The following is a 12,841-nucleotide window of genomic DNA, read 5'->3' on the forward strand; positions in this document are numbered from 1 at the left end:
CTGCACCCTTGACGGTAGGTCCATCAGGGCGTTGCAGATAGGTGCGATTACGCAGAGGTGTGTAGGAGGTATCCGATAGGGCGGGCGACGGTTCCGTGTCGATGCGCTAGCGGTTGACCTGCCAGGCCATCAGGGTACGGCCCCGGGTGCCGTGTGGCGTCGCGGGGCCGATCCGGTTGGCTGCTACTTGGTCACGCTGACCCCATAGAAGGAGTTCAAGCCAAACGGGCTGATCTTGAAGTCCTGTACGGTTGAACGCATAGGTTGATACACCGTCGAGTGAGCGATGGGTGTCATCGGAACCTGTTCTTTGAGGATGTGTTGCGCTTGCTTGTACAGTTCGGTGCGCTTGGCCTGGTCGGAGGTGGCCTTGGCTTGCTTGACCAGGTCGTCGTACGGCTTGTAGCACCATTTGGAGAAGTTGTTGCCTTCCAGGGCATCACAACCGAACAGGGTGCCCAGCCAGTTGTCCGGGTCACCGTTGTCGCCGCTCCAGCCAATCAGCATGGCGCCGTTTTCGCCGCCTTTGGAGCGCTTGATGTACTCACCCCACTCGTAGCTGATGATCTTGGCCTTGATGCCGACCTTGGCCCAGTCCGATTGCAGCATCTCGGCCATCAGCTTGGCGTTGGGGTTGTACGGGCGTTGCACCGGCATGGCCCAGAGGTTGATCTCGGTGCCTTCCTTGATGCCGGCTTCCTTTAGCAGTTGCTTGGCCTTCTCCGGATCGTACTTGGCATCCTTGATGGTGGTGTCGTAGGACCACTGGGTCGGCGGCATGGCGTTGACTGCCATCTGGCCGGCGCCCTGGTACACCGAGTCAATGATCTGCTGCTTGTTCACCGCCATGTCCAGCGCTTCACGGACCTTGAGCTGGGCCATCGGGTTAGGCTCGTTGCTGCCCTTGATCTTGTCCATCACGTTGTAGGCGATGTAGCCGAGGTTGAAGCCGGCCTGGTCAGGCATCTTCAGGTTCGGGTCGTTCTTCAGCGGTTCGATGTCGGCCGGGCGCGGGAACAGAGTGACCTGGCACTCGTTCTTCTTGAGTTTCTGCATGCGCACCGAGGCATCGGTGGTAATGGCGAAGATCAGGTTGTCGATCTTCACATCGTCAGGCTTCCAGTAATCCTTGTTGCCCTTGAAGCGGATCTGCGCGTCTTTCTGGTATTTGCTGAACACGAACGGGCCGGTGCCGATCGGCTTCTGGTTGATGTCGGCGGGCTTGCCCTGCTTGAGCAACTGGTCGGCGTATTCGGCGGACTGGATCGAGGCGAAGCTCATGGCCAGGTTCTGGATGAACGCGGCATCGACGCCATTGAGGGTGAACTTGACCGTGTGGTCGTCGAGCTTTTCGACCTTGGCGATGTTCTTGTCCATGCCCATGTCGGTGAAGTACGGGAACTCGGTGGGATACGCCTTGCGGAACGGCATGTCCTTGTCGAGCATCCGATTGAAGGTGAACAGCACGTCGTCGGCGTTGAACGCGCGGGTCGGCTTGAAGAACTCGGTGGTGTGGAACTTGACCCCTTCGCGCAGGTGGAAGGTATAGGTCAGGCCATCCTCGGAAATGTCCCAGCTGGTCGCCAGGCCCGGGATGACCGCGGTGCCGCCACGCTCGAACTGGCTCAGGCGGTTGAAGACGGTCTCGGCTGAAGCATCGAAGTCGGTTCCGGTGGTGTACTGGCCCGGGTCGAAGCCCGCGGGGCTGCCTTCGGAGCAAAACACCAGGTTAGTCGCCGCAAGGGCGGAGGGTGCGCTGGCAAGCAAGCCTGCGCCGACCAGAAACGGAATGACCGCGTGTTTGAGCATGGTGGCCTCATTGTTGTCATTTTTGATTTGAGGGGGCCTTGTGAGCCGACCTGCGGATACTTATGCAGGCCCCATACCCAATGCAACACTCAAAGGGATGTGTGACAGAAAACAGTGGGACGAACGTACAGGAATGTCGCATCCGTATAATTTTTTACGGAGTTGATCGTTTGCGAGGGGGTGTTTCAGTGTGTTTCGAAGACGATATCTCTGTATCGAGTCAGTCTTTGCACTAAATTGGGGCGCGAGGTGCTACAAGTAACAGCGTTCGCGGCAGCCGAAGCTGCCGCGAAACAGCGGAAAAGTAACGTCGATCAGGGCATCTGGACTTCGATGGTGCCGTCGGCGCTGAGGGTCACCTGGCTGGTGCCCGCTTCGATTTCCGGAACGGCAGCAGCGTCTTCGGCCATGCCGGCTTTCATCATCATTGGCGCGCTACGGGCATAAGGATGCGGGTAGCCGCTGCTGTTGAGGTTGAGGTTGACCACTTTGTAGCCTTTGCCGCCCAGGGCTTCGGTAGCCAGTTGGGCGCGGGCCTTGAAGGCGTTGACGGCATCCTTGAGCAGGTCGTCCTCGCTGGTCTTGCGTGTGGCCGGGGCGATGGAGAAGTCCATGCCGCCCATTTTCAGGTCCTGCAGCAGGGTACCGGTAAGTTGCGACAGGGCCGGGAAGTCGGCGCTTTCCAGGCGCAGTTCGGCGCGCTCACGCCAGCCGGTGATCTTCTGGCCCTTGTTGTCGTAGATCGGATAGCTGTTGCGGCTGCCCTGGCTGATCTTCACGTCCTTGACTTCGCGGGCCTGTTTCACCGCCTTGTTCATGGTCTCGGTGATTTGCGTGGCCAGCTTGCCCGGGTCGGTATTCTGCGCTTCGCTGTACAGGGTCACGACCATCAGGTCGCGGGCCACTTCCTTGCTGACTTCGGCGCGCAGCGAAATCTGGTTGTAGCGGGGCGCTTCTTCAGCCAGTGCCGGAAGGCTGGCTAGCAAGCTGGTGGCCATGACCAGGGCGGCGCTGCTGCGGGTGATAGACATGTATGACTCCTTGAAATTGAGGCGCGGGCACGGACATAACCTTTGCACGCTGGCCCATAAGACTGGCAACAGTGTAGTGAGGTTCAAAATGGCCATCATTGTTATGTAAAAAAGTGTGGCGCTTTGCCGCATCACTGCAGACCAGGCCACAGCTTCGGTATACTCGCGACGATTCGCCTGGAGCACTCATCAGGAGAGCTCATGCTCGCCCCCGTACAAATGTTGTCTGCAACCCGTCAGAACCTCTGGCGCCTGACCTTCATCCGCATCCTGGTGCTTGCTGCCCAGGCCGGCTCGGTCGGTGTCGCCTACTGGACCGAACTACTGCCGCTGCCGTGGCTGTCGCTGGTCATCACCCTCGGCCTGTCGATGCTGCTGTGCGCGTTCACGGCCCTGCGCCTGCGCCTGACCTTGCCGGTCACCGAGCTGGAGTATGCCTTCCAGCTGGCCTGTGACCTGTTGATCCACAGTGCCTTGCTGTATTACTCGGGCGGTTCGACCAACCCCTTCGTGTCCTATTACCTGGTGCCGCTGGCCATCGCTGCGGTGACCTTGCCCTGGGTTTACTCGCTGATCCTCTCCGGTATCGCCCTGGCGGCCTACAGCCTGCTGCTGGTGCAGTTCTATCCGCTCGAAACCTTCCCCATGGCCCGGGAGAAGATGCAGGTCTACGGCATGTGGCTGAGTATCGCCCTGGCCGCCGCCGTGATTACCTTCTTCGCCGCGAAAATGGCCGAAGAGCTGCGTCGCCAGGAGCAACTGCGCGCTGAACGCCGCGAGGAGGGACTGCGTGACCAGCAACTGCTGGCCGTGGCCACCCAGGCCGCTGGCGCCGCCCATGAACTGGGCACGCCGCTGGCGACCATGAGCGTGCTGATCAAGGAAATGCGCCAGGACCACAGCGACCCGCTGCTGCAGGAAGACCTGGCGGTGCTGCAGGACCAGGTCAAGCTGTGCAAGGAGACCCTGCAGAACCTGGTGCGCGCCGCGGAAGCCAACCGGCGCCTGGCGGTCGAGAACCAGGAAGTGACCTTCTGGCTCGACGAGGCGCTCAACCGCTGGCACCTGATGCGCCCGGAGGCCAGCTACCGCTTCCAGCGCCTGGGCCAGGGCAGCGTGCCGCGCCTGGCGCCGCCGCCGGACCTGACCCAGGCCTTGCTGAACCTGTTGAACAACGCCGCCGATGCCTGCCCGGATGATCTGGAAGTACGCCTGGACTGGGACGCCCAGGACATGGTGATCAGCATCCGCGACCACGGCCCCGGCGTGCCGGCGGCCATTGCCGAATCGATTGGAAAACCCTTCTTTACCACCAAGGGCAAAGGCTTCGGCCTGGGCCTGTTCTTGAGCAAGGCCAGCGTGACCCGTGCTGGCGGCTCGGTAAAACTCTATAGTCATGAGGAAGGCGGTACGCTCACCGAGCTGCGCCTGCCGCGTGACGCGCGAGGAGATGTGTGATGAGTGATGAAATCCAGGTTGAAGGCGAAGAGCTGCCGCACCTGCTGCTGGTTGACGACGACGCCACCTTTACCCGGGTGATGGCCCGGGCCATGAGTCGCCGCGGCTTTCGCGTGAGCACCGCAGGTTCTGCCGAGGAGGGCCTGAAAATCGCCCAGGACGACGTGCCGGACTACGCCACGCTGGACTTGAAGATGGACGGCGATTCCGGCTTGGTACTGCTGCCCAAGCTGCTGGAGCTGGACCCGGAAATGCGCGTGGTGATCCTCACCGGTTACTCGAGCATCGCCACGGCGGTTGAGGCGATCAAGCGCGGCGCCTGCAACTACCTGTGCAAGCCGGCCGATGCCGACGATGTGCTGGCCGCGTTGCTCTCCGAACACGCCGACCTCGACAGCCTGGTGCCGGAAAACCCGATGTCGGTGGACCGCCTGCAGTGGGAGCACATCCAGCGCGTGCTGACCGAGCATGAAGGCAATATCTCCGCCACGGCCCGGGCCCTGGGCATGCATCGGCGGACCTTGCAGCGCAAACTGCAGAAGCGCCCGGTGCGGCGCTGATAGCTTCAAATCTGTTCTGGCCCCATCGCTGGCAAGGCCAGCTCCCACAGGACTTGTGCATGGCACTGACCTTTGTGGGAGCCGGTCTTGCCGGCGATGGGGTGCGAAGCAGCCCTTAGCGATTCAGGATCGTTCGATCCACCCGCACTGCCAACTGCCCGGCCCCGGGCGCGGCATCAAACACCACCTTGCCCGTTGCAGCCAGCTTGGCGCGGCTGATCACCACGCCATCGCGCAACAGTTCCAGGGGTACATCCTTGAGCGACTGGCCCGACGCCAGTTCAATGTTCAGGGTAATGCTCATAAGTGATTTCCTTATCACTGGTGTTGATCGATATAGGTCGTGGTGCCCGCATCCAGCGAGGCGATCAGTTCCGGCGAGCCGCCGCGGAACTGGCGGAACAGGTTGCGCGAAACAGACTTGCCGGAGGTGTCCACCGGCACCGTCAGGGTCGGCTGGAAGCGCTCAGTCAATTCGGCATAGTCGCTCCACGGGCCGATGTACGATTCGTTCAGGCCGTTGACCACACTCACTGCGTAACGCACGGCATGACCAGGCAGCCAGTTTGGCTGGCTCGGCACCTGGGTCTGCCAGCCGTCGGCGCGAACGCTCGGGGCACCGGCAGGGGCTTCGAGGTGGCCGGTGGGTTTGTTCGGGGTGTAGTCCTTGAGCAGCAGGTAAGTACTCCAGCCCCACCAGTTGTCGATCTGCGCCGGGTCATTGAGGTTGTTGACGTCGGCGCGGCGCATCAGTTTGCCGTTGCGCAGGGCAAACAGCGGCGCGAAGTTGCCCGGCACTTGCCCTTCTACTGCGGCCTGCAGGTCGGCGGCGATGCGCAGCGCACCGTAGGCTGTCGGCGCAGGTAGATTGCCCGTGTCGAAAGCCTGGAAAATTTCATCGACAGACTTCTGCACGGCCAGGCCCACCTGCTTGCGGTTGGTCACGTCGATGCTGTCGAAATAGCGCTTGTCGCCATAACCACGCCAGGTATCGCCCTGGGCATTGCGCAGCACCAGGCCGTACTTGCTGTCTTCATCGTGCATGAAACGCGAGATCAGCGAGCCGAGGTCGGCCGGGGTGACGTTGTCCTTGATCGCCTTGCGCGGTACACGCACATGGCCGGCCGAGAACAGGTCGGTGAGGAAGTGATCAGCGAAGGCGTTCATCGCGTAGGCCAGTTCCAGTTGCCCGTCATCGCCACTGGCCCGTGCTTTCACGGCCTGGCGCAGGGCCGCGGTGTGCCCGGCGATGTAGGCCAGCAGCGCCCATTCACCAAAGTGGTCCCAGTTGCTGGCGGCAAGCTTGAGGTAGCGGCCCAGGGGGAACATCGGCGAGACGAAGCTGCCGCCGCCGGTGATCTTGTTCCATTCTTCCGAGAGGGTATCGCCCAACTGATCGTAGGCTTCGTGGGGCTGGCGACCGTCTTTGATCGCCTGGTTGGCAGCGGCGATTTCTTGCTGCATGACCGCGAGGATCTTGCCGGCTTCTTCCCGGGAGGCGGGAAGCACGGCCAGCGAATCAAAGGCGGCAGCAAAACGCTGGACGCGTTCTTCAGCATTGGCGCCATCGGCAATCGGCCGCTCGGGAATGCCATAGAAGTCGCCGCCCAGAGCGACGATCTGGCCGTAACTGAGGGTCAGGCCATTGGCCAGGTGCAGGGCGACTTTCCAGGCTGGAATCGGCGCGCTGTCCTGGCTGAAGCGCAGCAGGGCGTTGTCGCCGATGGCGGTGTGTTCGCCGCCTTCAAAACGCAGCACCGGCTTGCCGCTGGCTGGCGGTTTGGCCGGCAGGCCGAGGCGGTGGTACTTGATGGTGTGGTGGCCGTCGATGACCAATACGACGCGGGTGTCGGGGCCGGGAATCTTGATGCCGTCGACACTGAACAGGGCATCGAGGTCGGCGACCACGGTGGTGGCGAGCGCCTTCTGGGCGTGCAGTCCGGTTTGCATACCTGACATATTCAACTCCTTTGAGATGTCATGGATTTCGATAAATAACTGTATGTATGTACAGTTGTTTTGATCATATCCAAACCATTTCCTACGTCAACAATTCTTTTTTCTTACGTCAGAATGCGAGGCATCAACGGATGGCTGACGTATCATTAGCCCCCTAACGACAGCCATCGGGACCACCCTGCATGCTCGCCCTTTTTATCCAGACGCTGAACATCACGGCGCCGGTGTTCGCCATGCTGTTCATGGGCGTGCTGCTCAAGCGCATCAAGGCCATCAACGACGGCTTCATCCACACCGCGTCGTCGCTGGTGTTCAACGTGTGCATGCCGGCGCTGCTGTTTCTGGGGATTTATCACGCCGACCTGACGGCGGCGGTCAAACCCGGGCTGCTGGTGTTTTTCGTGGCAGCCACCCTGGGCAGTTTTGCCCTGGCCTGGGGGGTGGCCCTGTGGCGCTGCCCGCGCGAGGATCGCGGGATTTACACCCAGGGCGGTTTCCGCGGCAACAACGGGGTCATCGGCCTGGCGCTGGCAGCGAGCATGTACGGCGATTACGGTATCTCGCTGGGGGCGATCCTCGCCGGCCTGGTGATCTTGCTGTACAACTCGCTGTCGTCGGTGGTGCTGGCGGTGTACAGCCCGAGCATGAAGTCCGACCCCTGGAGCATCTTCAAGAGTATCCTGCGCAACCCGCTGATCATCAGCGTGCTGCTGGCCACGCCCATGGCCTACGGGCAAGTGCCGCTGCCGAACTGGCTGCTGACTTCCGGCGATTACCTGGCGCAGATGACCCTGCCGCTGGCATTGATCTGCATCGGCGGTACCCTGTCGCTGGCTTCGCTGCGTGAGAGTGGCGGCCTGGCGGTCAGCGCCAGCCTGGTGAAGATGATCTGGCTGCCGGTGATCGGCACCCTGGCGGCCTGGCTTTGCGGTTTTCGCGGGGCGGAGCTGGGCATCCTGTTCCTGTACATCGGTAGCCCGACCGCCGCCGCCAGTTATGTCATGTCCCGAGCGGCCAACGGTAACCATGAACTGGCCGCCTCGATCATCGTGATAACCACGCTGATGGCCGCCATAACCACGAATATCGGCATTTTCCTCTTGCAGTGGGGCGGCTGGATCTAGATTCTGTGCCGACAATAAAGCCAACACTGCCTTCCACCTTCAAGGACACTTCATGCAAGAACAGAACCCCCCAGAGCGATTACAGCGCGGGTTGAAAAATCGCCATATCCAGTTGATTGCCCTGGGTGGCGCCATCGGTACCGGCCTGTTTCTGGGCATCGCCCAGACCATTCAGATGGCCGGCCCGGCCGTGCTGCTGGGGTACGCGATTGCCGGCCTGATGGCGTTCTTCATCATGCGCCAGCTGGGCGAGATGGTGGTCGACGAGCCGGTTGCCGGCAGCTTCAGCCACTTTGCCCACCGCTACTGGAACGAGTTCGCCGGTTTCGTTTCCGGCTGGAACTACTGGGTGGTCTACGTCCTGGTCGGCATGGCCGAGCTGACGGCCGTGGGCATCTACGTGCAGTACTGGTGGCCGGACTTCCCGACCTGGGCGACGGCGGCGATCTTCTTCGTGGTGATCAACCTGATCAACCTCACCCAGGTGAAGGTCTATGGCGAGATGGAGTTCTGGTTCGCCCTGGTCAAGGTCATCGCCATCGTCAGCATGATCGGCTTTGGCGCCTGGCTGCTGGCCAGCGGTAATGGCGGGCCGGATGCCAGCGTGGCCAACCTCTGGCAGTACGGCGGCTTCTTCCCCAATGGCTTCACCGGTTTGCTGATGGCCATGGCGGTGATCATGTTCTCTTTCGGCGGCCTGGAGCTGGTTGGTATCACCGCCGCCGAAGCCGACGATCCGCGCCACAGTATTCCGCGCGCCACCAACCAGGTGGTCTATCGCATTCTGATTTTCTACATCGGCGCCCTGGCCGTGCTGCTGTCGCTGTACCCGTGGCAGAAGGTGGTGCAGGGTGGCAGCCCGTTCGTGATGATCTTCCACAACCTGGACAGCAACCTGGTGGCGACCATCCTCAACGTGGTGGTATTGACCGCCGCGCTGTCGGTGTACAACAGCTGCGTGTACTGCAACAGCCGTATGCTGTTCGGCCTGGCCAGCCAGGGCGACGCGCCGCGTGCCCTGCTCAAGGTCAACCGCCGCGGCGTGCCGCTGACCGCACTGGCGGTTTCCGCCCTGGCCACCGGCCTGTGCGTGCTGATCAACTACTTGATGCCGGGCGAGGCCTTCGGCCTGCTGATGGCGCTGGCGGTATCGGCGCTGGTGATCAACTGGGCAAGCATCAGCATCACCCACCTGAAGTTCCGCCGCGCCAAGCAGGCGTCGGGCGAGTCGACCTTCTACCGGAGCTGGGGCCACCCGGTGACCAACTACCTGTGCCTGGCGTTCATCGGGCTGATTCTGGTGGTGATGTACCTGACCCCGCCGATCCGCATCTCGGTGATGCTGATCCCGGCCTGGATCGCCACCCTGGGCGTGGCTTTCTGGCTGAAGAAGAAGGGGCAGAAGGCCGCCGTCGTCAGCAACTGACGGCCTCGCCCGAAGTGATCGATCAGCCCTGCTGGTAGCTGTCGATCACTTCCTGGGCGGCGCGGAAGGCATCGACCGCCGCCGGCACGCCGGCGTATACCGCGCAGTGCAGCAGCGCCTCACGAATCTCCTCGACCGTACAACCGTTGTTCAAGGCGCCGCGCACGTGGCCCTTGAGCTCTTGCGGGCACTTGAGTGCGGTTAGGGCGGCGAGGGTGATCAGGCTGCGGGTTTTCAGCGGCAGGCCTTCGCGGCTCCAGACGCTGCCCCAGGCATGCTCATTGACGAAGTCCTGCAGCGGCTGGCTGAAGTCGGTGGCGTTGTTCAGTGCGCGATCGACGAAGGCATCGCCCATGACCTGGCGGCGAACCTGTTCGCCGGATTTGTTGTTGTCGCCCATGTTGTTTTCCTTAGTGTTGGCGGCGCCAGGCACGCAGGGTGGTGTACAGCAACAACGCCCCCAGTGCTGGCAATGCGTAGAACAGCATCAGTTTTTCAAGTCGGCTGGCCAGCGGCATGCCAGTGGTGAAGGCCACCACATGCAGACCATAAGCCAGGTACAGGCAGAGGAACACCAGCCCCTCGGCACGCGTCACCCGGTAACCCGAGTAGAACACCGGCAATGCCAGCACCGCGACCCCGAGCATCACCGGCAGGTCGAAGGCCAGGGCATTGGGCGAGATCGACAGCGGCTCGGGGGCGACCAGCGCGGTCAGGCCGAGTACCGCCAGCAGGTTGAACAGATTGCTGCCGATGACGTTACCTACGGCGATCTCCCGCTCACCACGCAGGGCGGCGATCAGCGAGGTGGCCAGTTCCGGCAGGGAGGTGCAGACGGCCACCACGGTCAGGCCGATGACCCGTTCCGACAGCCCCAGGTCCTGCGCTACCTCCACTGCTGCCTCCAGCAGCAGATGGCCGGCCAGGCTGAGCAGGCCTAGCCCGGCCAGCATCAACAGCACACTCCCTAGCCAGAATCGGCCGCCACGCTGCGGGCGCGGGCCGGGGGCAGGGTAGGTGCGGGCATGGTGTCGGGACTGGTGCCAGAGTATCGCCAGGTAGCCGAACAGGCCGCACAACAGCAGGGCACCCTCCAGGCGCCCCAGCAGTTCGTTGAAGGCCAGCAGGTACACTGCCAGGCTGGCGACGATCATCAACGGGATGTCCAGGCGCACCAACTGGCGCGAGACCCGCAGCGGAATGATCAGCGCGGCCAGGCCCAGGGTTACCAGGATGTTGAAGATGTTGCTGCCGATCACGCTGCCGACGGCGACATCCGGCGCGCCGGTGTAGGCCGCCTGCAGGCTGACGGTCAGTTGCGGTGCGCTGCTGCCGAATGCCACCAGGCTCAGGCCGATGATCAGTGGTCGGACTTGCAGGCTGGCGGCCAGGCGCAGGGCGGCGCGTACCAGCAGTTCGGCGCCGGCGATCAGCAACAGCAGGCCGATGCTCAGTTGCAACAGGCTGAAAGTAGGTAAAGCGGCCAGGTCGAAAATGGTCGTGCTCCGGGGGCAGGTCAGTCGCTGAGACTTTGTACCCGTACGCGCGCGGTTCCGCTACGGATCATCCCGAGTTTTTCCGCGGCAGCGCGCGACAGGTCGATCAGCCGGCCACGGGTATGCGGGCCGCGGTCGTTGATGCGGACTACCACGCTGCGTTCGTTGTTGAGGTTGGTGACTTTGACCCGCGTGCCGAAGGGCAGGCTACGGTGGGCAGCGGTCATGCCGTGTTGGTTGAAGGCTTCGCCACTGGCGGTGCGTTTACCGTGGTGTCGGGAGCCGTAATAGGAGGCGGTGCCGGTCTTGTCGTAACCGCGGGAGTCGATATCGTGGCTGGCGCAGCCGGCCAGCAGGGTGAAGAGCGCGAGTGCGCTGAGGGGACGCCACATCAAATCAGTTGCTCCGAGGTGAAGTGATCACCTGTGGGAGCCGGCGTTGCCGGCGATGGGCTGCTCGGCAGCCCCAGAAACTGGCAAGGCTTCGCCTTGCATCGCCGGCAACGCCGGCTCCCACAGGGTAATGCGAACTACCCTTCGAGCTTGCTCTTGAGCAATTGGTTCACTTGCTGCGGGTTGGCCTTGCCCTTGGAGGCTTTCATGGCCTGCCCGACGAAGAAGCCGAACATCTTGCCGCGCTTGGCTTCGTCAGCGGCGCGGTACTGCTCGACCTGCTCGGCGTTGGCTGCCAACACTTCGTCCAGGACCTTCTCGATCGCACCGCTGTCGGTGACCTGTTTCAGGCCCTCGGCTTCGATGATCTGGTCGGCATCGCCGTCGCCGGCGGCCATCTTCTCGAACACTACCTTGGCAATCTTGCCGCTGATGGTGTTGTCGAGGATGCGCTTGAGCATGCCGCCCAGGTGCGCGGCGCTGACCGGCGACTGGTCGATTTCCACGCCCAGCTTGTTGAGCAGGCTGCCCAGCTCGACCATGACCCAGTTGGCGGCAAGCTTGGCATCGCCACACACGCCGACCACCTGTTCGAAGTAGTCAGCCTGCTCACGGCTGGTCGCCAGCACGTTGGCGTCGTAGGCCGAGAGGCCGAACTGGCTCTGGAAACGCTCGCGCTTTTGCGGTGGCAGCTCGGGCAGGGTGGCGCGGATGTCTTCGAGGAAGGCGTTCTCGATGACCACCGGCAACAGGTCCGGGTCGGGGAAGTAACGGTAGTCGTTGGCTTCCTCCTTGCTACGCATGGAGCGGGTCTCGTCCTTGTTCGGATCATACAGGCGGGTTTCCTGGATGACCCGGCCGCCATCTTCGATCAGCTCGATCTGACGCTGCACTTCGGTGTTGATCGCGCGCTCGATGAAACGGAACGAGTTGACGTTCTTGATCTCGCAGCGGGTACCGAACTCGGCCTGGCCTTTCGGGCGAACCGAAACGTTGCAGTCGCAACGCAACGAGCCTTCGGCCATGTTGCCGTCGCAGATGCCCAGGTAGCGCACCAGGGCATGGATGGCCTTGACGTAGGCAACAGCCTCTTTGGCGCTGCGCATGTCCGGCTCGGAGACGATCTCCAGCAGTGGCGTGCCGGCGCGGTTGAGGTCGATGCCGGTGGAGCCGCTGAAGTCTTCGTGCAGGCTTTTGCCGGCGTCTTCTTCAAGGTGCGCACGGGTAATGCCGACACGCTTGACGGTGCCGTCTTCGAGGGCGATGTCCAGGTGGCCCTTGCCGACGATCGGCAGTTCCATCTGGCTGATCTGGTAGCCCTTGGGCAGGTCAGGGTAGAAGTAGTTCTTGCGCGCGAACACGTTGTGCTGGCCGATTTCGGCATCGATGGCCAGGCCGAACATGCAGGCCATGCGCACCGCTTCCTGGTTCAGCACCGGCAGTACGCCGGGCATGCCCAGGTCGATCAGGCTGGCCTGGGTGTTCGGCTCGGAGCCGAACGTGGTGGAGCTGCCGGAGAAAATCTTCGACTGGGTGGCGAGCTGGGTATGAATCTCCAGCCCGATGACAACTTCCCATTGCATGTG

At 62.4% G+C, this 12,841-nt stretch carries 12 protein-coding genes; 4 read left to right on the forward strand and 8 right to left on the reverse strand.

What is annotated here, in order from left to right; translation table 11 throughout:
* Positions 1-183: 183 nt before the first annotated feature.
* The gene (locus ABM562_RS06845) at positions 184-1,809 is read right to left on the reverse strand and encodes an ABC transporter substrate-binding protein (RefSeq protein WP_115088610.1); all 1,626 of its coding nucleotides are present in this window, start codon (positions 1,807-1,809) and stop codon (positions 184-186) included.
* A gap of 314 nt (positions 1,810-2,123) precedes the next feature.
* Positions 2,124-2,840: an SIMPL domain-containing protein gene (locus ABM562_RS06850; RefSeq protein WP_115088609.1), complete on the reverse strand. Its 717-nt coding sequence runs from the start codon at positions 2,838-2,840 to the stop codon at positions 2,124-2,126.
* A gap of 201 nt (positions 2,841-3,041) precedes the next feature.
* Here ABM562_RS06850 and ABM562_RS06855 point away from each other — a divergent pair, with 201 nt between their 5' ends.
* Together ABM562_RS06855 and ABM562_RS06860 are read left to right on the forward strand one after the other, a co-directional pair.
* Positions 3,042-4,298: an ATP-binding protein gene (locus ABM562_RS06855; RefSeq protein WP_010223416.1), complete on the forward strand. Its 1,257-nt coding sequence runs from the start codon at positions 3,042-3,044 to the stop codon at positions 4,296-4,298.
* Positions 4,298-4,858: a response regulator transcription factor gene (locus ABM562_RS06860; protein ID WP_010223415.1), complete on the forward strand. Its 561-nt coding sequence runs from the start codon at positions 4,298-4,300 to the stop codon at positions 4,856-4,858. Before ABM562_RS06855 ends, ABM562_RS06860 begins: the two co-directional genes overlap by 1 nt.
* Before the next feature lie 115 nt (positions 4,859-4,973).
* Here ABM562_RS06860 and ABM562_RS06865 read toward each other — a convergent pair whose 3' ends face one another.
* On the reverse strand, positions 4,974-5,162 hold the full coding sequence (locus ABM562_RS06865; protein WP_115088608.1) for a hypothetical protein: 189 nt from the start codon (positions 5,160-5,162) through the stop codon (positions 4,974-4,976).
* Between the two features lie 14 nt (positions 5,163-5,176).
* Entirely contained in the window at positions 5,177-6,817 is a 1,641-nt protein-coding gene (locus ABM562_RS06870; protein WP_115088607.1) for a phospholipase, read from the reverse strand.
* A gap of 182 nt (positions 6,818-6,999) precedes the next feature.
* On the opposite strand from ABM562_RS06870, the gene ABM562_RS06875 reads away from it, so the two are divergent.
* Together ABM562_RS06875 and ABM562_RS06880 are read left to right on the forward strand one after the other, a co-directional pair.
* Positions 7,000-7,941, forward strand: coding sequence for an AEC family transporter (locus tag ABM562_RS06875; RefSeq protein WP_460421248.1), 942 nt, complete (start codon positions 7,000-7,002; stop codon positions 7,939-7,941).
* 52 nt (positions 7,942-7,993) lie between these two features.
* Positions 7,994-9,367 carry an amino acid permease gene (locus ABM562_RS06880; protein WP_115088605.1) on the forward strand — a complete coding sequence of 458 codons (1,374 nt, stop codon included), beginning with the start codon at positions 7,994-7,996 and terminating at the stop codon, positions 9,365-9,367.
* A gap of 22 nt (positions 9,368-9,389) precedes the next feature.
* Here the strand turns inward: ABM562_RS06880 and ABM562_RS06885 are convergent, their stop codons facing one another.
* The 4 genes from ABM562_RS06885 to gatB form a co-directional block, all read right to left on the reverse strand.
* Complete coding sequence (locus ABM562_RS06885; RefSeq protein ID WP_115088604.1) at positions 9,390-9,767, reverse strand: carboxymuconolactone decarboxylase family protein; 378 nt, start codon at positions 9,765-9,767, stop codon at positions 9,390-9,392.
* Positions 9,768-9,777: 10 nt separating this feature from the next.
* Positions 9,778-10,821, reverse strand: a complete 1,044-nt coding sequence (locus ABM562_RS06890) for a calcium/sodium antiporter (RefSeq protein WP_233673386.1) — start codon at positions 10,819-10,821, stop codon at positions 9,778-9,780.
* 62 nt (positions 10,822-10,883) lie between these two features.
* On the reverse strand, positions 10,884-11,255 hold the full coding sequence (locus tag ABM562_RS06895; RefSeq protein ID WP_115088603.1) for a septal ring lytic transglycosylase RlpA family protein: 372 nt from the start codon (positions 11,253-11,255) through the stop codon (positions 10,884-10,886).
* A gap of 137 nt (positions 11,256-11,392) precedes the next feature.
* Positions 11,393-12,838 (reverse strand): Asp-tRNA(Asn)/Glu-tRNA(Gln) amidotransferase subunit GatB, encoded by a 1,446-nt coding sequence (gatB, locus tag ABM562_RS06900; RefSeq protein WP_115088602.1) that lies wholly within the window; start codon positions 12,836-12,838, stop codon positions 11,393-11,395.
* Between the last annotated feature and the right edge of the window lie 3 nt (positions 12,839-12,841).

It is taken from the genome of Pseudomonas sp. ZL2 (assembly GCF_054788455.1).